We start from the raw sequence: 24,310 nt of genomic DNA on the forward strand, positions 1-24,310 counted from the left end.
CCTCAAGACATGGAGCCGCGCCATGCCCTCCGACTCCCTCAGCCGACGCTCTCTGATGAAGGCCGCCGCTCTTGCCGGAGGAGTGGCGGTCTTCGGGCTGCCCCAGGCTCTGTGGCCCACCACCGCCGAGGCGTACGCCGTCCCCTCGAAGATGGACTGGTGGTACCAGGCAAGGTTCGGGATGTTCATCCACTTCGGGTCCTACTCGCAGCTCGGCCAGGGCGAGTGGGCGTTCGACAGCCAGCAGTGGAGCAAGGCCGACTACCAGAACCAGGTCACCAAGAACTTCGCGCCGACCCGGTTCGACGCCGCTGCCGTCGCCGAACTGGCGAAGAACGCGGGCATGAAGTACCTCGTGATCACAGCCAAGCACCACGAGGGCTTCGCGATGTGGAACTCCGACGTGGCGAGCTTCACCGACACCACGGCCACCAGGCTGTACAACCTGCACGACTACAACGGCGTCCAGAGCGACCCGCTCATGGAACTCAAGACAGCGTGCGAGAGCCGGGGGATCAAGTTCTGTCTGTACTACTCGATCCTCGACTGGAACCACCCGTCCCAGACCGACCGTCACCAAGGCGGTCTCACCACGATGTCCTCGCAGACCGCCCGCACCGCCTACATCGCAGACATGAAGGCGCAGCTCCAGGAGCTGCTGGACCGCTACGACCCGGCCCTGCTCTGGTTCGACGGCGACTGGTTCGGCGAGCCTTCCAGCCCCACCCTGCAGGACTGGTGGCTGACATCGGACGGAGTCGACCTCTACAACTGGCTCATCGCCCGCAAGCCCGGCCTGATCGTCAACGAGCGGGTCAAGCGGGACCACGGTCTGGGCGACTACGCGGTCGCGGAGTTCGGGATACCCGCCGAGCCGATGAACCGGCCGTGGGAGCGGTGCAGCACCATGAACGGCGCCTGGGGCTACAACGCGTCGAGTGAGAACTCCTACAGATCCGTGAAGGACATCGTCCAGGAGCTGATCACGGTCGTCTCCCGGGACGGCAACCTGCTGCTGAACATCGGCCCCAAGGGCGACGGCTCCGTCACCGCCGGAACCCAGACCGTCCTCAACGGCCTGGCCTCGTGGATGTCGGTGCACAGCGACAGCGTGCACGGCACCAGCGGCAGCCCGTTCGCCACCGAACCCGCGTGGGGGAAGGTCACCAGGAAGAACGGCAAGCTCTTCGCCCACGTCTTCACCTGGCCCACGAACGGTCAGCTCCGGATCCCGGCGATCGACAACACGATCAGCCGCGTCTACCTGCTGAACAACCCCTCGGTCTCGCTTCCGTACGCCGTCACCGACCAGATCGACGTCACCGTGCCGGCCGGCGCACCGAACGCCGACGTCTCCGTGGTGTGCGTCGAGGTCCAGGGCATGCCCGTGAGGGTCTCCGCGACGGTGTGCCAGAACGTCGGCTACCAAGGCGCCCGCGCAGTCCTGCCGTTGGGCGGCTACACCTCCTCCCAACTGTCCGCCGCCGGCCTGGGGCCCGCCATGACCTCCTCCGTCCTGGTGCCCGACGGCTACCAGGTGACGGGCTACTCCGGCGACAACTTCACCGGCACCGCCTGGACGTTCACCTCGGACACCCCCGACCTCCGGGTCACCGGCAACAACGACGTCATCGCCTCGCTGAAGGTGACGTTCAGGCCCGACCAGTACTTCCGCCTGACCAACGTCACCAACCACCTGGTGCTGGACAGCGGCGGCAAGGTAGCCGCCGGCTCGCCCCTGAAACAGTGGGAGTCCATCGACCACACCAACCTCCAGTGGCAGGCGGTCGAACTCGGCAACGGCTACTACCGGCTCGTGAACCGCACCAACGGCATGGTCGCCGACGGCTGGGGCGCCACCGGCAACGGCGACCCGGCCCGGCAGAAGGTTTGGGACGGCAGTGACACCCAGCAGTGGCAGATCGTCCACCGCGGTCAGGGCCAGTACTCCCTGGCGAACCGGAGCACGGGACTGGTCCTCGACGGTGGTGGTGCCGTCGCCGCGGGGGCCGTGACCAAGCAGTGGACGTGGCAGCAGAGCACCAACCTGCTGTGGACGTTCCGCCCGGTCGCCTGACTGAGGAAGCCCGCCGCGAGGTCTTTCTCCTACTTGCCGACCAGGGACATGTGGTGCTCGTTGTAGCGGTTCCTGGGACAGGCACGCCGGTGTTCTCCTCGATGCGGGAAAGGCGGCGTGTTCCCAAGCTGTGCGTGTGCGACGCGACCCGAGCCTGGACGAACTGGGGCCTTCCTCAAGGCGCCGCGCGTAGCTCGGCCCCCGGGACGTGGGCCTGCCCGACACCGGCTCCAGGCCGGTGCACGGATCGTCGTCGGCGAAGTTGCCCAGGGTGAGAAAGGTCAGGGAAGCGATCGGGAGCGTGCTCATGCGAGGCCGCTTCTCAGCTCGTGGTGGTGGCGACGCGGCCGCCGGGGATCGCGGCGAGCAGTTCGCGGGTGTACTCGTGGCGGGGGCGGGTGAACAGTTCCTCCGGTGGGCCTGTCTCGACGACTCGGCCTGCCCGCATGACGGCGACCTGGTGCGCGATCTGACGCACGACGGCCAGGTCGTGGGAGATGAAGAGGTACGCCACCCCCGTGTCGGCCTGCAACTCGGCCAGCAGGTCCAGGACTTGGGCCTGTACGGACACGTCGAGCGCGGAGACCGGCTCGTCGCACACCACCAGGTCGGGGGAGAGGGCGAGGGCGCGGGCGATCGCCACTCGCTGGCGCTGCCCGCCGGACAGTTCCGCCGGGCGGCGCTCCAGCGTGGCGGCCGGGAGGGCCACCCGGTCGAGCAGTTCGCGTGCGCGGGTGAGCCGGGAGGCGCGGTCGCCGACCTCGAAGGCCCGGAGGGGTTCGGTGATCACCTCGCCGATGGAGAAGCGGGGGTCGAGCGAGGCGTACGGGTTCTGGTAGACGAGCTGGGCGCGGCGGCGCAGCCGCCTGGCCTGGGCGCCCCTGGCGCTGGTGACGTCGGCACCGTCGAAGAGGATCTGTCCGGCGCTCGCGTCGGCGAGGCGCAGCACCAGTCGCGCGGTGGTGGACTTGCCCGAGCCCGACTCGCCGACCAGGGCGAGGGTCCGGCCCCGGTGCAGGGTGAAGCTGACGTCGTCGACGGCGCGCAGGGTGCGCGGCCCGTCCCCGGCGCGGGGCAGCCTGAACTCCTTTACCAGGCTGCGCACTTCGACCAGGGGCGCCGTATCGGGCTCGGGGACGGCGGCGGCCGGAGTGCGGGGCCGGGCGGTGGTCAGGCTGGGGGCGCTGGCCAGCAGGTGCCGGGTGTAGTCGTCCTGCGGGTCCGCCAGGATGTCGCGGGTCGGGCCCGCCTCGACGACCTTGCCCTGGGACATCACCACCAGCCGCTGTGCCCGGTCGGCGGCGACCCCGAGATCGTGGGTGACGAGCAGGACCGCGGTGCCCGACTCCTCGGTGAGGCGCTGGAGATGGTCCAGGATGACCCGCTGCACGGTGACGTCGAGCGCGCTGGTCGGCTCGTCGGCGATGATCAGCTCGGGCTGGGCGGCGATGGCGATGGCGATCAGGGCGCGTTGCCGCATGCCGCCGGAGAGTTCGTGCGGGTACTGCCGGGCGCGGGTGGCCGCGTCGGGCAGCCCGGCCCGCTCCAGCACGGCGACGGCCTCGGCGAAAGCCGAGCGGCGGGTCGCCAGGCCGTGGATGCGCAGCACCTCGGCGACCTGGTCGCCGATCCGCTTGACTGGGTTGAGGGAGACCGTCGGATCCTGCGGCACCAGTCCGATCCGTGCTCCGCGCACGGTGCGCAGCTCCGCCTCCGACAGCGTGGCCAGGTCGTGCCGGCCGAAACGGACCGTGCCCGCGTCGATACGGCCGTTCGCCGACAGGAGCCGCGTGATCGCGTGCGCGGTCGTGCTCTTGCCGGAGCCGGACTCGCCGACCACCGCCGTCACCTGTCCCGGCCACACGTCGAGGTCCACGCCCCGGACGGCCTCGACCGTGCCGCCCCGGGTGCGGTACGACACCGACAGCCCGCGTATCTCCAGCAGTGGTGTGCTCACGTCGTCACCGTTCTCGCCGATCTCGGGTTCGTCGGTCATCGCTGCCGGGACCATTCGCCGTCCAGTGCCCGGGCGACGCGGTTGGTGGCCAGTACGGTCGCGGCGATCGCCAGCCCGGGCAGCGCGGTCAGCCACCAGGCGTTGGCGAGGTAGTTGCGCCCGTCGGAGATCAACGTCCCCCACTCCGGAGCCGGCGGGGGAGCGCCGTAGCCGAGGAAGCTCAGGGCCGACACGGCCAGGATGGAGGAGCCGAAGTCGAGGGTGGCGAGCACGATCACCGGGCCCGCCGCATTGGGCAGCACATGCCGGGCAAGGACCGAGTACCAGCGCGCTCCGCCGGCGCGTGAGGCCTCGACGAAGACGGCCTGCCGCACCCGCAGCACCTCGGCGCGCGCCACCCGCGCGAACGCGGCCACACTGGCGATGCCGACCGCGACCGCCACCTTCACCGTGCCGTAGCCCAGCGCGGTGACCAGGGCCAGGGACATGAACAGCGCGGGGATGGACAGCAGCACGTCGACGAAGCGCATCAGTACGTCGTCCACCCAGCGGCCCACGAACCCGGCGACCACGCCCAGCAGACCGCCGACCACGAACGCGACCAGCACCGCGATCAGCGTCGCCTTAAGGGACAGTTGGGCGCCGTGGACGACCCGGGAGAACACATCGCGGCCCAACTCGTCGGTGCCGAACCAGTGACTGCCGCTCGGAGCACGGAAGTTCTCCGACGGCACGCCCTTCAGCGGGTCCTGCGAGGTGAACAGACCGGGCCGGAACGAGGCCAGCACCACCAGCAGGAGGACGACCACCGACAGCACCAATCCCGGGCGGCGCACCACGAACCGCAGCAGCCGCCGTACGTCCACACGGCGCCCGGGATCAGGCTCCGGCCCCGCCTCGACCGGGCGGGCCAGTCCCAGTGCCGTTTCGGCGGGGTCGTCGACAAGGTTTTGGCTCATGCGAGTGCCGCCCTTCTGCCCGAGGCCACCACGATCCGCGGATCGAGGAGCGGATAGACCAGGTCGATGACCAGGTTCGTGGTCACGAAGATCAGCGCCCCGAACACCACCACCCCCTGGACCAGCGGGATGTCCTGGGCGGTGACCGCCGCCGCGGTCACCCGGCCGAGGCCGTCGCGGGAGAACACCGTCTCGACGACCACCGAACCGGCGATCAGCTGCCCCACCAGCAGGCCGACGACCGTCAGCGCCGGCAGGGACGCGTTGCGCAGCGCGTGCCGCAGATGGACCCGCCACCGCCCGGCGCCCTTGGCCCGCGCTGTCTCCACATACGCCTGGTCCAGCGCGGTGAGCAGGCTCTTGGCGAGCACCTGGGCGATCTGCGCGCCGGTCGGGATGGCCAGCGTCAGCGCCGGCAGTACCAGCCCCTTGAATCCGCCGTTGCCGAACGCGGGGAACCAGTGCAGCCGGAAGGAGAACGTCTCGACGAGCAGCAGCCCCACCCAGAACGTCGGGACGGACACTCCCAGCGGCGGCAGCGACAGCAGCAGCTGCCGCAGCCAGCGCTGAGCGGTGTAGGTCGCCAGCACCGCCAGACCGCCGCCGAGGACCACCGCGAGCAGCAGAGCCGCGCCGGTCAACTGCAGTGTCTGGGGCAGGGCGTCGGCCAGTGTCGAGGTCACCGGACGGCCGGTGGACACCGAGTCGCCGAAGTCCCCGCGCACCGCCCGGCCGAGGGACTCGGCGTACTGCACCAGCACCGGTTTGTCGAAGCCGTACTCGTGCCGCAGGGCGGCGATCTGCTTCGGGTCGACCTGCCCCGAGTCCATTCCGGCGCCGGCCATCGCGGTGACCGGGTCGCCCGGCAGATAGTCCAGCACCAGGAACGAGACCGTGTAGGCGGCCCACAGCACCCCGACCGCCTGGGCGAGCCGTTTGATCACATAGCGGCGCATGCGGTTAGCCGACCCAGGTGTCGTGCAGCTGGATGCGGCTGGAGGCGTCGAAGTTCAGGTCGTGCACCTTCTTCGCCACGCCCAGCTGGGTCTGGAGTTCCACGACCGGCACGTAGTAGGCGTTCCGCACGAGGGACTGCTGTGCCTGACCGACCAGTTGCCGGCGCTTGCCGGAGTCGACGGTCGCAGCCTGCTCGGACAGCGCGGTGTCGAGGGAACTCGCAGGCAGCTGATAGGAGTTGGCCAGCTCGGTGGAGAACGAGCTGCGCAGGATGTCCGGGTCGGCGCGGGTCACGTTCCCCCACACCGCGTCGAAGTCACCCGACTGGAGGGTCGCGGCGAACTGCGTGACCTGGAGCTGCTTGAGGACCACGTCGACCCCTACGGCCTTGAGCTGCTGCTGGATCAGCTCCAGCGCGGGCTGGTTGGTGGAGGCGTTGGGGAACCACTTGACGGTCAGACTCAGCTTCTTGCCGGCCCGGGCGCGGATGCCGTCGCTGCCGGCCCTCCAACCGGCCGCATCCAGCAGGGACTTGGCCTTGGCCGCGTCGAAGGTCAGGTCGGAGGTGAGATCGGTGTAGTCGGGCGTGGTGTGCGCGAGGACGCTGGTCGCCGCCTGGGTGCCGGTGGGGAAGACGGTGTCGGCGACCTGCTGCCGGTCGACGGCGAACAGGATCGCCTGGCGCACCCTCGGGTCCTTCAGGGCCGGCCGTGAGTTGTTGAGCCCGAGACCGAACACGACGCCGGGGTTGGCCCGTCGCTGGAGCGTGACCTGACCGCCCTTGAGCGCCGCCTCGTCGGCCTTGCCCACGCTGCTGATCGCGTCGACCTGGCCGGACTGGAGACTTCCGGCCCGTACGCCCGCCTCCGGGACGACCTTGAACACCAGCTTGTCCAGGTATGCCTCGCCCTTCTTGCTCCACCGCGAGGAACCCCACGCGTATCCCGTGCGCTTGGCCAGGGTGATCGACTGGTTCTGCACGTACTGCTTCAGCACGAAGGGCCCGGACCCGATCACCCCGTCGCTGCACTTCTGCTGCGGGGTCCTCTTCACGCTCGCCGACGACTCGATTCCGAGCGAGTGAGTCGAAGTCGCCTGTAGGAACTGGGCGTTGGGCTGGCTGAAGGTCACTTTGACGGTGAGCGGGTCGACCACCGTGGTGTTCTTGACGCCGCTCAGATAGCCCTCGGCGAGCGTGCCCAGGGCGCCCAGCTTCGGCACCGCGTCGAAGTTGTCCTTGACCACCTGCGCGGTCAGCTTCGAGCCGTCGCTGAAGGTGACGCCCGACCTGAGACGGAAGGTGAACGTCGTGGCGTCGGAGCTGACGTCCCAGCTCTTCGCCAGCCACGGCACGATCTTGCCGGTCTTGGGGTCCTGGTCCGTCAGCGAGTCCACGACCTGGCGCACCGAGTAGATGGTCTCGTTGCTGCCGACCTGCTGCGGATCCACGCAGCCGGCGTCCGAACCCACCGCGAAGTTCAGGGTGCCGCCGGACCGGGGCTGCCCGGAACCGGTGGCGGAGTCGCCGCCGCCGGAGCCGCAGGCGGTCAGCAGAACACTGGTGGTCACAAGGGCGGTCAGTGCCGCCCACCGGGAGGTTCTGACATCGGAAAGTGCAGTCACGGAGGGCTTCTCCTACTCGTGTCACCGGGCACGGGGGTGGTGCAGGGCGCGGCCGTGCGCGGGCATGCGGCCCCGGCCGGCGCGACGCCGGCGCCGGGGAGCGCTGTGCAGACGGGGATCAGGGGGAAACGCGGATCAACGACAGACGGAGATCAGGCGCAGATGGGTACGGCGACGACAGGTGCCGCACTGCGACCAGCGGGCGGAAGACCCGTCAGGCCTGACAGAGACAGCTGGTCGAGCGCTTGAGGTCGATGTGGCGCCGACGCGAGAGCCGGGAGAACACGGTGGCGCCGGCGAACCGGGCGCTGAGCTCACCACCGTGCCGCATATCGGTCCTCCACATGTCCGGCCCCGGTCACGGGGCCACGCGCTTGCGGAGATCGTCGGTGATCCCGCCGGGCTTTCACCTGGAGCACCCCACCGCGTGGGAGGGTTGCCGGTCAGCGAGCCAGGGCTTGACGCTGACACTCAATGCCGTTCGTGATCGTACGGAGCGGTCTTGTCGTACGTCAATGGCGCAAGAGAACGCCCTGTCCGGGGAGTTCGGGTCGGGATCGCGTCCGGTTCAGGACCCGCCGCGCTCGCGGGGGATCTTCTGGCCGGCCTCGATCGCCACCGGCAGCCGGTTCTCGGCCGGGGGCAGCGGGCAGGTTGCCAGGTCCGTGTAGGCGCACGGCAGGTTCGCGGCGCGGTTGAAGTCCAGGAGGACCGTGCCGTCCGCGGTGGGCGGATCGAGGGCGAGCGTCCGGTTGGCGGCGTAGGTGGTGACTCCGGAGGTCGCGTCGGTGAACAGCACCATCAGCCGGCCCGCACCATGGCCGGGGAACGCTGTGAGCGACAACTGCTGCCCGTCCAGCTCGAATTCGACCCTGCCCGGCGCGACGTACACGTGCTCGAGGCCCTCGACCGCGGCGCCCACGGTGGTCGGCCGCGGAGTGTCGAACGGGATGTAGCGGCCCGTCACGGCCCAGCGCGGGTCGGGGGCGTAGGCGGGTGTTCCGGTGAAGGCGGTGCGCAGCGGTGCGTCCGGGTGCCGGGGGCGCACGATGTCCTGGCCGCCGCGCTTGGCGACCTCGATGACGGCGTCTTTCCAGACGGCGTCGACGCCGCCGCGCTCGGGAAGCACGCCGAAGCGGTGCTCGCCGCGCACCGGCGTGCCGTCGACGACCAGTTCCTCGCCCTCGTCGAGGTCCACGACGACGCCTTCGGGGCCGGTGCGCCACGCGCCGGGCGCGTCCGGGAAGCGCTGGGGCCGGTCGTCGAGCCAGTGCAGACCAGTGATCGCCAGGAACCCGTGCGGGGCGGCGAGCCGGGCCTCCTGGGCGCGGTACCACTCCAGCCAGGTCTCGGTGAAGGCATGGAGGTCCGTGGTGGTGGCCTCGGTGGTCATGGGGAATCTCCTTTGTGCCGGGGGTGCCTTCGGGCAGGGGGTGCAGGAGGTGCAGGGGGTGCAGGGGGTCGTCGAGGCGACGCGTGTACTCAGCCGGCCAGTTCGCCCAGGAGTCGCCAGGTGCGTCGACGGTCGGCTTCTCCCGCGATCTCGGTGGCCGAGAACACGACCTCGGTGGCGCCGGCATCGCGGTAACGGCGTACCTCGGCCTCGACCGTCTTCTCGTCGCCGATCACGGCCAGGTCGGCGGCCCGCCGGCCGCCGGAGAGTTCGATGACCCGTGCGTAGGACGGGATCTGTTCGTAGAAGGCGAGGTTCTCGGTGGCCTTGGCCCGCACCGCGTCGACGTCGTCCGTGACCACGCCGGGCACCAGGGCCACGATCCTCGGCGCGGGGCGGCCTGCTGCCTCGGCCGCGGCGGTCAGGGCGGGCACGATGTGGTCCGCCAGGGCGCGCGGTCCCGCCAGATAGGGCAGGATCCCGTCGGCCAGCTCACCGCTGGCCCGCAGTGCCTGCGGGCCCATCGCGGCGACGAGCAGGGGGACGCCGTTCTCGGCGCCCGGCACCCGCGCCGGGATCGGGGTGGTGGCGGTGAGCAGCTCGCCGTGGAAGTCGGCCGTGCCGGTCTCGGTCAACTGCCTGAGGGCGGTGAGGAATTCGCGCAGCCGGGCGATGGGCCGATCGAAGGGCAGGCCGAAGCCCGTCTCGGTCAGCAGCTTCGTGCCCACAGCCAGGCCGAGGTGATAGCGGCCGTGGGTCGCGGCCTGGGCGGTCTGGGCCTGGCTGGAGACCAGCAGGGGGTGGCGGCCGAAGACGGGGATCGCGGAGGTGCCGACCTGCAGTCCGGGGACCGCCCGCCCGACGATCGCCGCGAGCTGGGGTGAGTCCGCGCCGAAGGTCTGCCCGAACCAGGCCGACGTGAGACCGAACTCCGCGGCCTCCTCGGCCAGTTGGACGGTCGCGTCGATCTGGTTCGGCGCGTCGGACGCGTTGAGCGCTACTCCAACAGTCATGTCAGTTCAGAACGGTCGTCGGTCGAACCCGCATTCCGGTCCGTGTGTGACAGCTTCTTGTCAGTCATGTGTACGCAGTCATGAGTAGCAGTCATGTGCACTCGGTTATGAGGTGGAGGGCCGGCTCGGGTGCTCAGCCCGCCTGTCGTCGTTCCGTTGCGGCCCGGTGGGTGAGAGGTGCGCGCAGGCCGAGGTTCTCGCGCAGGGTGGTGCCGGTGTATTCCGTGCGGTAGATCCCGCGTTCCTGCAGTTCCGGGACGAGCAGGTCGACGATGTCGTCGAGGCCGTCGGGGATGAGGTACGGCGTGACGTTGAAGCCGTCGACCGCGCCGTGCCGTACGAAGTGGGCGAACTTGTCGGCCAGACCCGACGGGGTGCCGACGTGCCCGCGCTGCGGGCCGAGCGCGATGACGGTCTCGCGCAGCGACCAGCCGTGTGCCGCTGCCTTCGCCCGCCATTCGGCCACGACGGTGCGCGGGTCGGCGATGCGCCGGGCACAGAAGGAGCCGTCGTTCTCGCTGACGACCGGGTCCTCCTTCGGCAGCGGCCCGTCCGCGTCGCGGTCGGACAGGTCGATGCCCCACAGCAGTCCGGCGATCCCCAAGGCCGTGGCCGGGGTGACCTGTTGGAGCCGGATCCAGTGCTTCTTCTCCTGGGCCTCCTCCTCGGTGGCGCCGAGGATGATCTCGGTGCCCGGCAGGATCCGCAGATCGTCGTCGGGCCGCCCGACCGCCCGCAGCCGGTGCCGGATGTCGTCGGCGAAGGCCAGCGCGTCGTCGAAGTCGTTGCCGTGCGCCGAGAAGATCACGTCGGCGTTGCGGGCGGCGAAGTCGCGTCCCTCGCCGGAGTCACCGGCCTGGAAGATCACGGGGTGGCCCTGGGCGCTGCGCGGCAGGGTCGGAGTGAGGTCGATGTCGAACTGCGGTCCCTTGTGGCGTACTTGGTGTACGGCGCCGGGTGCCGACCAGGCGGGCGCGCCGGCGGAGTCGGCGACGGCTCCGTCCTGCCAGCCGTCCCAGAGGGCGCGGGCCACGGTGAGGAACTCCTCGGCACGCCGGTAGCGGTCGGCGTGGTCGAGGTAGCCGCCGCGGCGGAAGTTCGCGCCGGTCCAGGCGTTGTCCGTGGTCACCACGTTCCATCCGGCGCGGCCCTCGGAGAGCAGGTCCAGGCCGGACAGGCGGCGGGCCAGGTCGGCGGGTTCGTTGAAGGTGGAGTTGGAGGTGGAGACCAGGCCGATGCGGCGGGTGACCGCGGCCAGCGCGGCGAGCTGGGTGATGGCGTCCGGCCGTCCGGCCACGTCGAGATCGTGAATCCTGCCGTCGACCTCGCGCAGCCGCAGCCCTTCGCCGAGGAAGAACGCGTCGAACAGCCCGCGTTCGGCGGTCTGGGCGACCCGGCGGAAGGAGGCCGGGTCGATCTGGGAGCCGCTGTCGGGGGCCGACCAGACGGTCCAGTGGTTCACGCCCTGGAAGAACACCCCGAAGTGGAGCTGGGCGTGCGGCCGGGGGACGTCGAGGGGATCGGTGCGGGTCATCGGGCGTCCTCCTGGCCGGCCGGGGCGGCGGCGAAGCGATTGGCGGGGCGCTCCAGACCCAGGGTCGAGCGCAGAGAGGTACCGGGCAGCGGGCGGGCGACGAGACGCCGCTCGGACAGGGCCGGAAGGACGAGGCGGGAGAGGACGGCGAGGTCCTCGTCCAGCACCAGCGGATGCAGCCGTACGCCGTCGACGTGGCGGCTCAAATCACCTAGGAGAGCGACCAGTTGGCCGACGGAACCGATGTGCCGGAGTCTTCCCCGGTCCCGCCACGGCGTGTGCCGCTCCAGGTCGGCGACGCGTTCGACGGCCCTGGCCACCGGGGTGTCCAGCGCAACTTCGACCTCGGCGAAGACGCGTGGGGTTCCGGCGCCGGCGGCGGCCGTGGCGACCGACGCGGGGTCGCGGCCCTCGACGAGGGCGACGTCGAGTTGTGCGGCGGGAACCCGGTCGGGCCGGCCCAGGACGACGAGCTGTCCCTGCGGCGGGCGCGGCACGATCGCCGGGCCCTTCACGGCATACGTGTCACCGGCGAAGTCGATGTAGTGGAGCCGTTCCCGGTCGAGGTAGCGGCTGGTGGCCACCGACCGGATGACCGCGTCGTCCTCCCACGAGTCCCACAAGGCGCGGGCCACCTCCACCCCGTCCCTCGACTCCCGGGCCCGCGCGTCCGCGTCGGCGACCGGCGAGCGCCCCCAGGCGCGGGCCGCCTCGGGGCGCTCCTCCTCCGTCACCACCCACCCGGCGCGACCGGCGGAGATGTGGTCCAGCGATGCCAACTGGCTGGAGACATGGAAGGGTTCCGCATAGGTCACCGGGACGACAGGTGCGATCCCGATGGTGCTCGTGGACGCCGCGACGAAGGCCGCCCGCTCGACCGCGCCGATACGGCCCACCGGATCCGGTGAGGCGCCGGGCGGCAGCACGCCGTCGTCCAGGGTGATCAGGGTGAAGCCGGCGTTCTCGGCGATGGCGGCGACCCGGGCCACACGGCGCGGGGCGAGCAGCTGATCGGGGGAGTGGGCGGCGCGGCGCCAGGCCGCGGGGTGGGCGCCGTCGCCGTCGATCTCGACGGCGAGGTGCAGGGCGGGGCCGGACATGGGGTTCCTTCCGGGAAACACGGCGATTCGCGGCCACGGGGCCACGACGAGACAGCCGGCGGACTGGCCGGCAGGAGTCAGACGTGTACGGAAGGACAGACGGCGGAGGAGGTGCGGCAGTAGTCGACGTGCCGCCGGGTGATCAGCCGCGCACCAGTGCACACACCTCGCGGTGCCGCGCCCAGTACGTGCATCAAAGCCTCCACCGGTCAGCAATTTTCCCGTTCAACGTATGTCGTCCGCCCCTGTGAATGTCAAGGTCGACCATGGGCACGGCGCACACGGTGCTGCGGCGGTAGCGCTTCGGTGCGTGCGCGCCGACGCCGGCTCTTGACGCGCACGTGAGGGGTAAGTGCGGCGCCCTGTGCGCTCTCCACGAACAGGCGGAGGTGTTCTCCGTGTCCGCAATGCAAGACCTGTCCGGAAAGTTATTGACCGACGTGGCTGAACTCTGCTGAACTCCAGTCTTATGAACCCGCGCGTGGACCTCACTCGGCGGCGCCACATCGATCTGGCGCACGTCTCCAGCGCGTTTTGTTGTCGCTGACGCGGCAAGGGATCGTCGTTTCCCTCTCCTGACGGCTCCCCTCTCCTCTCATCTCCTTCTCGTATGAGCCGGGAGCCTGTTCACGCACGCCGACTCGGTCACTGAGAACGCGGCTGTAGCGGTCCTGAGCTCACGGGTCTTCTTCGGCCACGCGTCTTCCGCGACCACGGGTCTTCTCTCCGGCCGGCCCGGTCCGGTGTTCCGCGTGGTCGGCCAGTCCTGCGCAGCACCGACCCCTTTCACTCAACTGCCCGTTCCCCAGCACCCCTTGGCGTGCCCAACTGCCTGGGAGGGACCTCCTCATGCCTCCGTCCATCCGCAAGCTCACCGGCCGCATCGGCGCGGTCGTCGAGGGCGTCGACTTCGCGGCGCCTCCCGATCACTCGACGGTCACGGCGCTGCGTGACGCCCTCAACGAGCACAAGGCGATCGTCTTCGCCGACGTCGACCTCGACAACGCCGGCCAGGAGCGCGTGGCCGGGTGGTTCGGCGACCTCACCACCGCCCACCCGAACGTGCCGGCCGCCGACGGTACGACGAACGTCCTCGCCGTCGACAGCGCGACGTCCAAGGCCAACGAGTGGCACACGGACGTCACCTTCGTGGTCAACCCGCCGCAGCTCACCACGCTCCGGTCCATCGTGACCACGCCCTATGGCGGCCAGACGCTCATCGCCAACGCCGCCGCGGCCTACCGCGACCTGCCCGAACCGCTGCGCGCCCTGGCGGACACGCTGCGGGTCGTGCACACCAACCAGTACGACTACGCGCGCTCCGCGGCCACGACGGCGCAGCGACAGGAGTACGACCGGGCCTTCGTCTCGACGCCCTACGAGGCCGAGCACCCGGTCGTGCGCGTCCATCCGCTCACCGGCGAACGCGGGCTGTTCATCGGCGGGTTCGCCAAGCGGCTCGTCGGCCTGTCGAGCAGCGACTCGGCCGATCTGCTGCGCATCCTCCAGTCGTACGTGACCCGTCCGGAGAACATCCTGAGCTGGACATGGTCCCCTAACCAGCTGTTGATCTTCGACAACCGGATCACCCAGCACTACGCGGTGGACAACTACGACGACCACCCGCGCCGCCTCAACCGGGTGACGATCGCGGGAGAGGTACCGACCGGTGTCGACGGCCGCCGCAGCGAGCAGCTCGTCGGCGACGCCTCGCACTACAGCAGCGTGCCGGCGGTGGCGGCATGACCGAACTCAGCATCAAGGCACCGGCCGTCACCAAGGCCCCGGACGCCGAGACGACGAACGCGCGGGAACGCGAGGTGTTCCTGCCACGCGACGCCCGCGGCCGGACGCCGCTCAGCACACTCCGCGAGCGCCTGCGCTGGCCGCTGGGCATCTACACGACCCCGGTCGTGATCCTCCTCGCCTGGGAGATCCTCGCCCGGGCCGGAGCGGTGTCGAAGACCTACGCCCCCGCGCCGACGTCGATCGTGAAATCCGCCGTAGCCCTGTGGCAACAGGGCGTCCTCGGGCCGGACTTGGCCATCTCGCTGCAGCGGGCCGGCATCGGTCTCGCGATCGGTCTGACCGTGGGCATCGTCACCGGGGTACTCGGGGGGCTGCTGCGCAGCGGCGAGTACCTGTTCAACGGCCTCGTGCAGGTGCTCAACACGATCCCGCTCCTCGCGGTGCTGCCGCTGATGATCGTGTGGTTCGGCATCGACGAGCTCACGAAGGTGCTGCTGATCTCCTTCGGCGCCGGTGTCCCGATGTACCTCAACCTGTTCGCCGCGATCCGGGGTGTCGACCAGCGGCTGATCGAGATGGCGCGCACGACGGGCGCGGGAACGTGGCGCCTGGTGACGCGGGTGCTGGTGCCCGGAGCCCTGCCGGGGTTCCTCGTCGGCCTCCGGTTCTCCCTCGCCTACAGCGTCCTGGGCCTGGTCGCCGCCGAAACGGTCAACGCCGACAAGGGACTTGGCTTCCTCATCACCCAGGGGCAGACGTATCTCCAGACCAACCAGGTCTTCGTGGGGCTGGTGATCTACTCGCTCCTCGGTCTGATCGCCGACCAGGTCGTCCGGGCTCTCGAGCGGGTGCTGCTGCGGTGGCGACCCAGTTATGAGGCGTCATGAGCAGCACGATCGCGACGGAGCCGCGTCGGCAGACCGGGGCCGTCGTCGAGCAGGTGGTCCGTCAGTTCGGTGACCGGGTGGTGCTGGACCACCTCGACCTCACCATCGCGGACGAGGAGCTGGTGGTCCTGCTCGGCCCCTCGGGCTGCGGCAAGAGCACCCTGCTCCGTCTGCTCGCCGGACTGGACCGGCCCGACGGCGGGCGCGTGGAAGTCCCGGCACGGCGTGCGATCGTCTTCCAGGCCGACCGGCTGCTGCCATGGCAGCGCGTCCTGCGTAACGTCACGCTCGGCCTGCACGGTGCCGACGCGGAGCAGCGGGCCCGCGACGTGCTCGCCGAGGTCGGCCTCGCTGGCCGCGAGAAGGCGTGGCCCAAGGAGCTCTCCGGCGGCGAGGCCCAGCGGGTGTCGCTCGCCCGCGCGCTGGTCTCGGAGCCTGAACTCGTCCTGCTCGACGAGCCGTTCGCCGCCCTCGACGCGATCACCCGGCTGCGCATGCACGACCTCGTACGGGCGCTGCGGACCAGGCATCAGGCGGCCATGCTGCTCGTCACCCATGACGTCGACGAGGCCATCGCGCTGGCGGACCGCATCGTCGTCATGGGCAGCGGTCGTATCGGCAGCTCGCACGAGGTGGACCTCTCCGCCGCGAACCGCGAGGCGAGCGCCGCACGCGAGGAACTTCGCGCCCGACTCCTGGCGGACCTCGGCCTCGCCGGCCACCACTGACCTCCCCGAACACCACTGACCTCCCCGAACACCCTCACCCTGCACAGAAAGCACCGTCACCATGCGAAGAACAACGACCGGACTCATCGGCGCCGTCGGCTCGCTCGCCCTCGCGAGCACCCTCGTCGCCTGCGGATCCTCCTCGGACACCACCGCGCCGCTGAGCAACGCCGCGGACGCGAGCGACGCGGGGCACCCCGAGTGGAGCAAGTACACCTTCACCATCGGCGACAACGGCGGTGACGGCAGCCAGGAGCTGGCGAAGATCACCGGCGTGTTCGACAACGCGCCCTACAAGGTGAAGTTCGCCCGCTTCACCTACGGCCCGCCGCTCGTGCAGGCCGCCGTGTCGGGCGACATCGACCTCGGCAGCGTCGGCGACGTACCGCCGATCACCGGCGCCGCGAAGGAGTACGGCTTCAAGGTCGTCGCCGTCAACCGCTCGCTCACGCCAGACCAGGCCGTGGAGAACATCATCGTGCCCAAGGGCTCGAAGCTGAGGACGGCCGCCGACCTCAAGGGCAAGAAGATCGCGGTTCCGCAGGGCAGTTCGGCGCACGGTCTGGCCCTGAACGCGCTGAAAAGCGTCGGCCTGGGTCCCAAGGACGCGAAGCTGGTCTTCCTCGACCCGGCGGCCAGCGCGACTGCGTTCAACACCGGCAAGGTGGACGCCTGGTCGATCTGGAACCCGCAGTCGGCGATCGCGGTCAAGAACGGCGCACGGATCCTGGTGAAGGGCCTCCCGCCGGTCGACCAAACCAGCAGCTACTACGTGGCGACCGACAAGTCGCTGAGTGACAAGACCAAGCGCGCCGCTCTCACGGACGTCCTGAAGCGGCTGTCGCGAGAGTTCGCCTGGGGCATCAAGAACCCCGACAAGTACGCGCAGGCTCTCTCGAAGGAACAGGGCATCCCGCTCGCCGACGCCAAGGCGTCCCTGGCCGCCTACTCGAACCGGGTGACCCCGGTGGAGCAGTCGGATATCGAACTGGAGCAGAAGCTCGCCGACGTCTTCCTGGAGGCCGGCCAGATCACCAAGAAGGTCGACGTCAAGTCGATCACCGACAACCTCCTCCCGTCCGGTTACGACAGCTCGAAGCTGAAGGTCACCTCATGAGCGGGAGACGGCGGCTGCACCTCAACGCCTTCCTCATGGAAGCGGGCCACCACGAGGCGGCGTGGCGGCTCCCGCACAGCAACCCCCGTGCCGACTTCGACCTGCGGCACTGGATCGAACTGGCCCAGCTGGCGGAGAGCGCCAAGTTCGACTCGCTGTTCCTCGCGGACGGCCCGGCCCTCATCGGGACCGGCGAGTTCCGGCCCCCGGGCCAGCTCGAACCGCTGACCCTGCTGACCGCGCTGTCCCAGGCGACCAGCAGGATCGGCCTCATCGCGACCGTCTCGTCGACGTACAACGAGCCGTACAACCTGGCCCGCCGGCTCGCGTCCGTCGACCACGTCAGCGGCGGCCGCGCCGGGTGGAACATCGTCACCTCGGCGGGGGCCGACGAGGCCGCCAACTTCGGCCTCGACAACCGCCCCGGTCACGCCGAACGCTACGCCCGGGCCGACGAGTTCCTGAAGGTCGCCAAGGCGCTGTGGGACAGCTGGGAGTCCGAGGCCGTCGTCGCGGACAAGGCCGCCGGGCGCTACGCCGACCCCGCGCGGCTGCACCGTCTCGGCCACGAGGGCGCGCACTTCAAGGTGGCCGGCCCGCTCAACGTCGAGCGCCCGCCCCAGGGTTACCCGCTGCTCGTCCAGGCCGGCTCCTCCGAGGACGGCAAGGACTTCGCGGCCCGCCACGCCGAGGCGATCTTCACCGCCCACACCACGTACGAGCGCGCGGCCGGTTTCTACGCCGACATCAAGGCACGGACCAGGGCGGCGGGGCGGGACCCGGACGGCGTCATCGTCCTGCCCGGCATCGTCCCGTACATCGGCTCGACCGAGGAGGAGGCCCGGGCGCTCGCGCGGCAGTTCGACGAACTGCGCGTCCCGGAGTACGGGCTGCGCCAGCTGGCCGCGGTGTTCGAGACCGAGCCGTCGGTCTTCGAACTCGACCAGCCGCTGCCGGAGTTCATCCTGGCGAGGCCGAAGCTGGAGGGCTCGCAGAGCCGTTCCGACCTGATCATCGATCTCGCGGTGCGCGAGCGGCTGACGGTCCGGCAGGTCATCTCCCGGCTCGGGGGCGGCCGCGGTCACTTCGAGTTCATCGGCACACCCGAGCAGGTGGCGGACACGATCATCGCCTGGTTCGAGGGCGGTGCCGCGGACGGCTTCAACATCATGGCCCCCGCTCTCCCGTCGGGCCTGGCGGCCTTCGCCGAGCACGTCCTGCCGATCCTGCGCGGCAAGGGGCTGTTCCGCGAGGAGTACGAAGGCACGACCCTCCGCGAGCACTACGGGCTCCCGGTGCCTGCGAACCAGTTCCACGACTGACCCGCTGAGGTCTTCGGGGGCCGTTGCGTACGCTGGTCGCGGCCGTTCGCGAAGGGGCGCCCAGGGGAGCGAGAACGACCTGAGCGCCCTTCGCGAGGTCTGATGCACCGTCAGGAGGATCCCGCCCTGCAAACAGGTCCGCTCGCCGGCCGCAGGTATCGCCTACTGCTCTCGTCGGCCCCGTGCGCGGCTGAGGCGGCCACCGGGCAAGCCGGGTGGCCGCCCTGCGTCACAGGGGGCGCAGCACCTCCAGACCGATCGCGGGCGCGGCCTTGTCGAGGTCGGCCAGGCACCCTTCGCGGGTGTCGCCGACGACGGTGACCAGGGCGTAGCGGCCGGCGACATGGCCGTGCGGCGGCAGCCGCAGCTCCTGGCCGGGGAGGGCGACCGCCAGGGCGGCGTCCACCCCGGGGGGCAGCGCCGCGCGGTCGATCGACACGTGGCGGGCGATGCAGTCCGCCTCCGGATAGTGGAAGCGGACGGCCGCCACGCGGTGCCGGTCGGAGCGGAAGTCGGGCTCGTCGCCGCAGGCCACGCGGGCGGCGACGAGCGCGGCGTCGACACCGAGGGCGAGCCGGCCGATGTCCGGGATGCGGTCGCCGCCGATCCGGGCGTTGATCTCCACGATCTTGGGGCCGGCGGCGGTCAGCCGCAGTTCGGTGTGGGTCCACCCGGTGGTGAAGCCGACGGCCCGGTGCGCACCGGCCACCACGTCCCGTACGCGCGGGTCGTCCATCAGCGGGTCGCGACCGTCGACGAGGTGGCCGACCTCCTCGAAGTACGGCGGGTAGCCGCAGTCCTTGCGGGCCACGAAGGCCAGCGACATCCGGCCCTCGTACCAGGCCGCGTCGACACTGATCTCGGGGCCGTCGAGGTACTCCTCCACCAGGACGTCCCCGGGGGCCACCTCCACGGCGCCGGGCGCGGTCGCCGCGCGGGCCAGCCGGAACCGGCCGGCCAGCAGGTGGGCGGACTCCACCTTCACCACGCCCGTACTGGCGTTCAGCGCCCGGGGTTTGAGCACCAGCGGGTAGCCCACCCGCGCGGCGGCGGCGCGGGCCTGCGGGAGCGAGGTGACGGGCACCGACTCGGCCTGCGGCACCCCCGCGGCACGGAGCGCCTCGCGGGTGGCCCGCTTGTCGCGGCACCGCAGCACGGCCTCGGGCGGGCTGCCCGGCAGGCCGAGCAGCCGGGCCAGTTCGGCGGTCTGCACGACCCGGGTGTCGTCCCAGGTGATGACCCCGGCGCAGCCCAGGCCCCGGGCGGCGGCCGCCAGCGCGGCCGGGTCGGCGGTGTCGAGGACGGTGTGCCCGGTGAGGTACGGCGCCTCCCAGGTGGGCGCGCGGTCGGCGAGCAGGTGGACGTCGTACTCTCCGGCCACCGAGCGCAGCAGGTACTCCCGATAGATCTGCGAGCCGGCGCCGACGAGGGCGAGTGTTCTCCTCATGCGCGTGCCTCCGCCTCGGCGAGGTGGGCGGCCAGGGTGCGTACCGTGCGGTGCAGGTAGAGCTGCGGCAGGGGGAAGACGGGCATGCGGGCCTCGCGGAGCGCGGCCAGCAGCCGTACGGCGAGCAGCGAGTTGCCACCGAGGGTGAAGAAGTCGTCGTCCGGTCCGACGCGGAACCCGAAGACCTTCTCCCACACGCCGCGCAGCCGGGTCTCCAGGTCGTCGGCCTCCTCGTCCGCAGCGGCCGGTGTGCTCCGCACGCCGGCGAGGGGCTCCGGCAGCCGGGACGTGTCGATCTTGCCGTTGGGGGTGAGTGGGAGGGCGGGCAGCGCGGTGACCGTCGACGGGACCATGTGCTCGGGCAGGAATCGTGCCGCGTGGCGCCGCACCTCCTCGGTTCCGGCCGAGGGCGCGGCACCGTCGGGGCCCGGGCCCCCGTCCTCGCCGCGGAGCACCACATAGGCGTCCAGCCGCGCCCCGGCCGCGTCGCCCGGATTCTGCCGCAGCACCACGGCGGCCGCCGCGACACCGGGCGCGTCCAGCAGCCGGGCGCGGATCTCGTCCAGCTCGATGCGGAAGCCGCGCAGCTTCACCTGGTTGTCGAGGCGCCCCAGGTGCTCCAGTCTGCCGTCCGGCAGGAGCCGGCCCCGGTCGCCGCTGCGGTACATGGGGCCGGGGGCGTACGGGTCGGGGACGAAGCGCTGCGCGGTGAGCTCGGGCCGGTTCAGGTACTGGCCGGCCACTCCGGCCCCGCCGACGTGGATCTCGCCGGCGACGCCCGGGGGCAGCTCGCGGCCCTCGGTGTCGAGGACGTAGAGGTGCCAGCCGGGCAGCGGGTGTCCGACGGACCTCGAACCGGTCAGCGCCTCACGGCGGGTGACGGTCTGGGCGGTGACGTGCACGGTGGTCTCGGTGATGCCGAACATGTTGACCAGCCGGCACCGCGACGCCGGGTGCCGGTCCAGCCAGGACAGCAGCGGGCGAGTGTCCAGCGGTTCGCCGCCGAAGACGACCAGGCGCACCGAGTCGGTCACCGGTTCGGCCCGGTCGGCCTCCATCAGCTGGGCGAACGCGCTCGGGGTCTGGCTGAGGACGGTCACTCGTTCCTCGCCCAGCAGCCGGGCGAACCGCTCCGGGTCCCGGGACGCCCAGTAGGGCACGACGACGAGCCGGCCGCCGGTCGTCAGGCAGCCCCAGATCTCCCAGACGGAGAAGTCGAAGGCACTGGAGTGGAAGAGGGTCCACACGTCCCGGCCGCCGAGCCCGAAGTCCGCGCGGGTGGCGTCCATGAGGGCCGCCACGTTGCGGTGCGGGACGACGACGCCCTTGGGGCGGCCGGTGGAGCCGGAGGTGTAGATCACGTAGGCGGCGGCGTCGGCGGAGAGCGGTCCGGGCACCGGCGCCTGCTCGTCCGGGTCCACCCCGGCGAGAGCGCCGGGGTGGACCGTCCGCACGCCCTCCGCGGCGGGAAACGCGTCGGACTCGGTGACGACCAGGGACAGTTCCGCGTCCTCGGTCATGTACGCCAGCCGGTCGGCCGGGTAGGCGGGGTCCATCGGGACGTACGCCGCGCCCGTCTTGAGCACCCCGAGCATGATCACCACGAGGTCGGCCGTGCGGTCCAGGCAGACGCCCACCCGGTCCGCCGGTGCGACGCCGAGCGTCCGCAGCGCGCCGGCGATCCGACCAGCCCGCTCGTCGAGTTGACGGTAGGTCAGTTCCTCACCCTCGAAGGTGAGGGCCGTCGCGTCCGGGGTCCGTTCGGCCCAGGACCGCACGGTCCGCTCGATGCGTTCGCCGGCCGCCTCGGGCGCGGCGGGTGCGCGTCCCAGGCCGCCCAGGACGGCCAGGCGGTGCCGCTGTTCGTCGTCGAAGAGCGGGACGTCGGCCAGCGGCGTGTCAGGCCGTGCGGTGACCAGCGCGCGGTGGGCAGTGACCAGCATGCCGGTGAGCCACTCGACGGCGGAGTCGCCGAAGGCGGAGCGCCGGTGGTGGCACACACCGGACAGGACGGTGGAGCCATCGTCCGCCACGTGCACCGACAGCGGGTGGAGCGGGGCGAGGAACGGCCGGTCCTCGATGACCTCGGCCTTGAGGCCCTCGCCGGTGAGCACCTCGGCGGGCTCGGTGACGTACAGGCCGGCCGCGGGGGCGCGGGACGGCACCGGTTCGGCGTGGCGTACCCGCTCCAGGTACTCCCCGACCGTGGCGGTGGGGTCGGCGGTGAACGTGATGCTGTGCCCGGGGCCGGTGCCCAGTTCGACGTCGGGGCCGCCGGCACAGCGCGCCAGGACCAGCCCGAGCGCCGCCGCGGCGGTGACGGCCGCCGGGGCGTCGCCGTGGACCGGCAGGGTGAAGGAGCGGCTGCCCGCGCCGGCCGCGCCGGGTTCGCCGAGGCCCCAGTCGGGGGCCGGCGCCCGGCCGAGCAGGGCCACCTGCTCGCCGAGCCGCCCAGCGGCGTCGTGCGGCGCGGTGACCGGGGCGGTGGGCCGGGCGGCCGGGTCCAGCAGGGCGCGGGCCAGTTCGTACGGGTCCGCCGGCACCGCCCGGTGGGCGACGACGACGAGGTCGGCGCCCCCGTCGGCGTACCGCAGCAGGACCGCCCGCAGGCCGGGTCCCGTGTCCGGGTCCGTGGGGCGGGTCAGCTCGCGTTCCCGAGCGTGGGCCGCGGCGGGGGACTCCGCCCCGTCGGGCACGTCCTCGACCCACAGGCGGGCGCCGGCGGTGCCGGTGAGCAGCGCCAGGTCGCGTCCCAGCCGTTCGGGGTCGGCGCCGGTGTGGACGCGCAGGGCGACGGCGCGGCACAGCCGCCCGGCGGCGGAGGGATCGTAAAGGTGGTCGTCGGTCATCGGCTGGTGAACCCTCCGTCCACGGTGACCGTCGAACCGGTCACCTGTCGGGACTCGTCGGACGCGAGCCAGAGCGCGGCTCCCGCCACGTCGTCCGGCTCGATGAGCCGGTTCATCGGCTGGGCGGCCATGAAGGTCTGCTCGTGCTCCTCGACGGGGACGTCGAGGGACCGGGCGATCTCGCTGAGCATCCGGCCCTCGGCCGCCTCGTCGTCGCGCACCGAGCCGGGGCACAGGGCGTTCACCCGGACCCCGAACGGCGCGAGGTCCAGGGCGGCGGCCTTGGTGAGGCCCACCAGCGCGTGCTTGGCGGTGACGTACCCGGCGAAGTGGCGGTAACCGACGAGGCCGGCGGTCGAGGCGACGTTGACGATGCTGCCCGAGCGCTGCCGGGTCATGGCGCTGCCGACGGCCCGGATCATCCGCCAGGCGCCGGAGACGTCGACGTCGAGCATCAGGTCCCACTCGTCGGGCGTGATGTCGTGCACGGTCTTGCCCGAGGGGGCGGCGATCCCGGCGTTGTTGAGCAGGACGTCGATCCTGCCGAACCTGTCGAGGGCCGCGTCCACCACGGCGCGCACGTCCTCGGTGTCGCGGACGTCGGCGGGCACGGTGACGACGGACCCGGCGCCCTGCTCGCGGCAGAGGAGCGCGGTGTGGGCCAGCTGGTCGGCCGTGCCCAGCGGGTAGGGCACCCCGGGCAGGTCGCGGCCGATGTCGGTGAGGAGCAGGTCGGCGCCGGCCCGGGCATACGCCACCGCGCACGCCCGGCCGATCCCGCGTGCGGCGCCGGTGACCAGGGCGGTCTTCCCGGCGAGCCGGCCGGGCGGGCGCCCGGCCGGTGCGGTCGGCACGTCGTGTGCCGTGGGGGCCGGTGTGGTCACCGTCGCACCGCCAGTCCGGCCAGCTCGGCGTCGAGCAGGCGCATCAGGCCGTCGGGCGACTCCACCACGTACATGTGCCCGCCGGGCAGTTCGGCGTGGTGGTACGCGGCCGTGGTGGCCGCCTCCCACTCCGCCGCCTCGTCGCGGGAGACGAGTTCGTCGTGGTCGCCCCGCACGGAGACGACCGGGACGGGGAGGGGCTTGCCGGAGGGCGCCCGGTAGTTCTCGTGCATCTCCACGTCGGCGCGGAGCGGCGGCAGGAGCATCTCGCGCAGGTCGGGGTGCTCCAGTGCCGGGTGGGTGTACCCGGCGAACTTCCGCACCTGCGCCAGGAACGCCTCGTCGGTGAGACCGGTGGCCCTGGTCCGGCGCTGTGTCCAGGGGCCGGGCGAGCCGCTGACGATGAGCTTGACCACCTCGGGCCGGCCCAGGGCGGACAGCCGGTGGGCCATCTCGTAGGCGAGGACGGCGCCGAGGCTGTGGCCGAACAGGGCGACGGCGGGGCTGCCGGCGATCCGGTCGAGCACGGACGGCAGCAGGTCGTCGACGGCGGCGACGACGTCGGTGTGCAGCGGCTCGCCGAAGCGCTCCTCACGGCCCGGGAGCTGGACGGGGGTGATGAGGACGGTGTCGCTGCCGTACTCCTGGCAGCGGCGGTACACCGAGGCGCCGGCGCCGGCGAACGGGAAGCACAGGACGGGTATCTGCGGCATG

Annotated in this window: 19 protein-coding genes and 1 riboswitch; of the genes, 6 read left to right on the forward strand and 13 right to left on the reverse strand. The window is 71.5% G+C overall.

Features of this window, described 5'->3' with window-relative positions; all coding sequences use genetic code 11:
* The first annotated feature begins 22 nt into the window (after positions 1–22).
* Complete coding sequence (locus ABZT06_RS01940) at positions 23–2,077, forward strand: alpha-L-fucosidase (protein WP_355733346.1); 2,055 nt, start codon at positions 23–25, stop codon at positions 2,075–2,077.
* A 322-nt stretch (positions 2,078–2,399) separates the two neighbouring features.
* On the opposite strand, the gene ABZT06_RS01945 is transcribed toward ABZT06_RS01940, so the two are convergent.
* The 9 genes from ABZT06_RS01945 to ABZT06_RS01985 all read right to left on the reverse strand — a co-directional run bounded on the left by ABZT06_RS01945 (position 2,400) and on the right by ABZT06_RS01985 (position 12,613).
* Positions 2,400–4,073 carry an ABC transporter ATP-binding protein gene (locus ABZT06_RS01945; protein WP_355733349.1) on the reverse strand — a complete coding sequence of 558 codons (1,674 nt, stop codon included), beginning with the start codon at positions 4,071–4,073 and terminating at the stop codon, positions 2,400–2,402.
* Entirely contained in the window at positions 4,070–4,993 is a 924-nt protein-coding gene (locus tag ABZT06_RS01950) for an ABC transporter permease (protein ID WP_355733352.1), read from the reverse strand. Before ABZT06_RS01950 ends, ABZT06_RS01945 begins: the two co-directional genes overlap by 4 nt.
* Positions 4,990–5,949, reverse strand: a complete 960-nt coding sequence (locus ABZT06_RS01955; protein WP_355733355.1) for an ABC transporter permease — start codon at positions 5,947–5,949, stop codon at positions 4,990–4,992. The genes ABZT06_RS01950 and ABZT06_RS01955 overlap by 4 nt, the downstream gene beginning before the upstream one ends.
* A 4-nt stretch (positions 5,950–5,953) precedes the next feature.
* A complete protein-coding gene (locus tag ABZT06_RS01960) occupies positions 5,954–7,573 on the reverse strand; it encodes an ABC transporter substrate-binding protein (RefSeq protein WP_355733358.1) in 1,620 nt (539 codons plus the stop codon).
* A gap of 214 nt (positions 7,574–7,787) precedes the next feature.
* Positions 7,788–7,919: a putative leader peptide gene (locus ABZT06_RS01965; protein WP_355733361.1), complete on the reverse strand. Its 132-nt coding sequence runs from the start codon at positions 7,917–7,919 to the stop codon at positions 7,788–7,790.
* Between the two features lie 19 nt (positions 7,920–7,938).
* Positions 7,939–8,052, reverse strand: a riboswitch (SAM riboswitch).
* 89 nt (positions 8,053–8,141) lie between these two features.
* Entirely contained in the window at positions 8,142–8,966 is an 825-nt protein-coding gene (locus ABZT06_RS01970; protein ID WP_355733363.1) for a DUF1684 domain-containing protein, read from the reverse strand.
* Between the two features lie 89 nt (positions 8,967–9,055).
* Positions 9,056–9,979 (reverse strand): LLM class F420-dependent oxidoreductase, encoded by a 924-nt coding sequence (locus ABZT06_RS01975; RefSeq protein WP_355733365.1) that lies wholly within the window; start codon positions 9,977–9,979, stop codon positions 9,056–9,058.
* Between the two features lie 133 nt (positions 9,980–10,112).
* Positions 10,113–11,513 (reverse strand): NtaA/DmoA family FMN-dependent monooxygenase, encoded by a 1,401-nt coding sequence (locus ABZT06_RS01980; protein ID WP_355733368.1) that lies wholly within the window; start codon positions 11,511–11,513, stop codon positions 10,113–10,115.
* Entirely contained in the window at positions 11,510–12,613 is a 1,104-nt protein-coding gene (locus ABZT06_RS01985; RefSeq protein ID WP_355733371.1) for an LLM class flavin-dependent oxidoreductase, read from the reverse strand. The genes ABZT06_RS01980 and ABZT06_RS01985 overlap by 4 nt, the downstream gene beginning before the upstream one ends.
* An 849-nt stretch (positions 12,614–13,462) precedes the next feature.
* On the opposite strand from ABZT06_RS01985, the gene ABZT06_RS01990 reads away from it, so the two are divergent.
* The 5 genes from ABZT06_RS01990 to ABZT06_RS02010 all read left to right on the forward strand — a co-directional run bounded on the left by ABZT06_RS01990 (position 13,463) and on the right by ABZT06_RS02010 (position 18,416).
* Positions 13,463–14,359, forward strand: a complete 897-nt coding sequence (locus ABZT06_RS01990) for a TauD/TfdA family dioxygenase (protein ID WP_355733373.1) — start codon at positions 13,463–13,465, stop codon at positions 14,357–14,359.
* Positions 14,356–15,249: an ABC transporter permease gene (locus tag ABZT06_RS01995; protein ID WP_355733376.1), complete on the forward strand. Its 894-nt coding sequence runs from the start codon at positions 14,356–14,358 to the stop codon at positions 15,247–15,249. The genes ABZT06_RS01990 and ABZT06_RS01995 overlap by 4 nt, the downstream gene beginning before the upstream one ends.
* Complete coding sequence (locus ABZT06_RS02000) at positions 15,246–15,977, forward strand: ABC transporter ATP-binding protein (RefSeq protein ID WP_355733378.1); 732 nt, start codon at positions 15,246–15,248, stop codon at positions 15,975–15,977. The genes ABZT06_RS01995 and ABZT06_RS02000 overlap by 4 nt, the downstream gene beginning before the upstream one ends.
* Before the next feature lie 61 nt (positions 15,978–16,038).
* Entirely contained in the window at positions 16,039–17,094 is a 1,056-nt protein-coding gene (locus ABZT06_RS02005) for an aliphatic sulfonate ABC transporter substrate-binding protein (RefSeq protein ID WP_355733381.1), read from the forward strand.
* Positions 17,091–18,416, forward strand: a complete 1,326-nt coding sequence (locus tag ABZT06_RS02010; protein ID WP_355733383.1) for an LLM class flavin-dependent oxidoreductase — start codon at positions 17,091–17,093, stop codon at positions 18,414–18,416. The genes ABZT06_RS02005 and ABZT06_RS02010 overlap by 4 nt, the downstream gene beginning before the upstream one ends.
* Before the next feature lie 229 nt (positions 18,417–18,645).
* Here ABZT06_RS02010 and ABZT06_RS02015 read toward each other — a convergent pair whose 3' ends face one another.
* From ABZT06_RS02015 to ABZT06_RS02030, 4 genes are read right to left on the reverse strand one after another with little or no spacing between them, the layout of a single operon-like run.
* Positions 18,646–19,863 carry an ATP-grasp domain-containing protein gene (locus tag ABZT06_RS02015; protein WP_355733384.1) on the reverse strand — a complete coding sequence of 406 codons (1,218 nt, stop codon included), beginning with the start codon at positions 19,861–19,863 and terminating at the stop codon, positions 18,646–18,648.
* Positions 19,860–22,712 carry an amino acid adenylation domain-containing protein gene (locus tag ABZT06_RS02020; protein WP_355733387.1) on the reverse strand — a complete coding sequence of 951 codons (2,853 nt, stop codon included), beginning with the start codon at positions 22,710–22,712 and terminating at the stop codon, positions 19,860–19,862. The genes ABZT06_RS02015 and ABZT06_RS02020 overlap by 4 nt, the downstream gene beginning before the upstream one ends.
* Complete coding sequence (locus tag ABZT06_RS02025) at positions 22,709–23,566, reverse strand: glucose 1-dehydrogenase (protein WP_355734089.1); 858 nt, start codon at positions 23,564–23,566, stop codon at positions 22,709–22,711. The genes ABZT06_RS02020 and ABZT06_RS02025 overlap by 4 nt, the downstream gene beginning before the upstream one ends.
* A 26-nt stretch (positions 23,567–23,592) precedes the next feature.
* Positions 23,593–24,309: an alpha/beta fold hydrolase gene (locus ABZT06_RS02030; RefSeq protein ID WP_355733390.1), complete on the reverse strand. Its 717-nt coding sequence runs from the start codon at positions 24,307–24,309 to the stop codon at positions 23,593–23,595.
* Position 24,310 lies beyond the last annotated feature (1 nt).

The sequence above is a fragment of the Streptomyces sp. NPDC005483 genome (genome assembly GCF_040606035.1).
GTDB lineage: Bacteria > Actinomycetota > Actinomycetes > Streptomycetales > Streptomycetaceae > Streptomyces.

Coding starts and splice junctions, on each gene's coding strand:
- ABZT06_RS01975 (WP_355733365.1), bottom strand. CDS start 9,979: ATGACTGTTGGAGTAGCGCTCAACGCGTCCGACGCGCCGAACCAGATC.
- ABZT06_RS01970 (WP_355733363.1), bottom strand. CDS start 8,966: ATGACCACCGAGGCCACCACCACGGACCTCCATGCCTTCACCGAGACC.
- ABZT06_RS01990 (WP_355733373.1), top strand. CDS start 13,463: ATGCCTCCGTCCATCCGCAAGCTCACCGGCCGCATCGGCGCGGTCGTC.
- ABZT06_RS01995 (WP_355733376.1), top strand. CDS start 14,356: ATGACCGAACTCAGCATCAAGGCACCGGCCGTCACCAAGGCCCCGGAC.
- ABZT06_RS02020 (WP_355733387.1), bottom strand. CDS start 22,712: ATGACCGACGACCACCTTTACGATCCCTCCGCCGCCGGGCGGCTGTGC.
- ABZT06_RS02005 (WP_355733381.1), top strand. CDS start 16,039: ATGCGAAGAACAACGACCGGACTCATCGGCGCCGTCGGCTCGCTCGCC.
- ABZT06_RS01965 (WP_355733361.1), bottom strand. CDS start 7,919: ATGTGGAGGACCGATATGCGGCACGGTGGTGAGCTCAGCGCCCGGTTC.
- ABZT06_RS01945 (WP_355733349.1), bottom strand. CDS start 4,073: ATGACCGACGAACCCGAGATCGGCGAGAACGGTGACGACGTGAGCACA.
- ABZT06_RS02010 (WP_355733383.1), top strand. CDS start 17,091: ATGAGCGGGAGACGGCGGCTGCACCTCAACGCCTTCCTCATGGAAGCG.
- ABZT06_RS01980 (WP_355733368.1), bottom strand. CDS start 11,513: ATGACCCGCACCGATCCCCTCGACGTCCCCCGGCCGCACGCCCAGCTC.
- ABZT06_RS01940 (WP_355733346.1), top strand. CDS start 23: ATGCCCTCCGACTCCCTCAGCCGACGCTCTCTGATGAAGGCCGCCGCT.
- ABZT06_RS02015 (WP_355733384.1), bottom strand. CDS start 19,863: ATGAGGAGAACACTCGCCCTCGTCGGCGCCGGCTCGCAGATCTATCGG.
- ABZT06_RS01985 (WP_355733371.1), bottom strand. CDS start 12,613: ATGTCCGGCCCCGCCCTGCACCTCGCCGTCGAGATCGACGGCGACGGC.
- ABZT06_RS02000 (WP_355733378.1), top strand. CDS start 15,246: ATGAGCAGCACGATCGCGACGGAGCCGCGTCGGCAGACCGGGGCCGTC.
- ABZT06_RS01950 (WP_355733352.1), bottom strand. CDS start 4,993: ATGAGCCAAAACCTTGTCGACGACCCCGCCGAAACGGCACTGGGACTG.
- ABZT06_RS02030 (WP_355733390.1), bottom strand. CDS start 24,309: ATGCCGCAGATACCCGTCCTGTGCTTCCCGTTCGCCGGCGCCGGCGCC.
- ABZT06_RS01955 (WP_355733355.1), bottom strand. CDS start 5,949: ATGCGCCGCTATGTGATCAAACGGCTCGCCCAGGCGGTCGGGGTGCTG.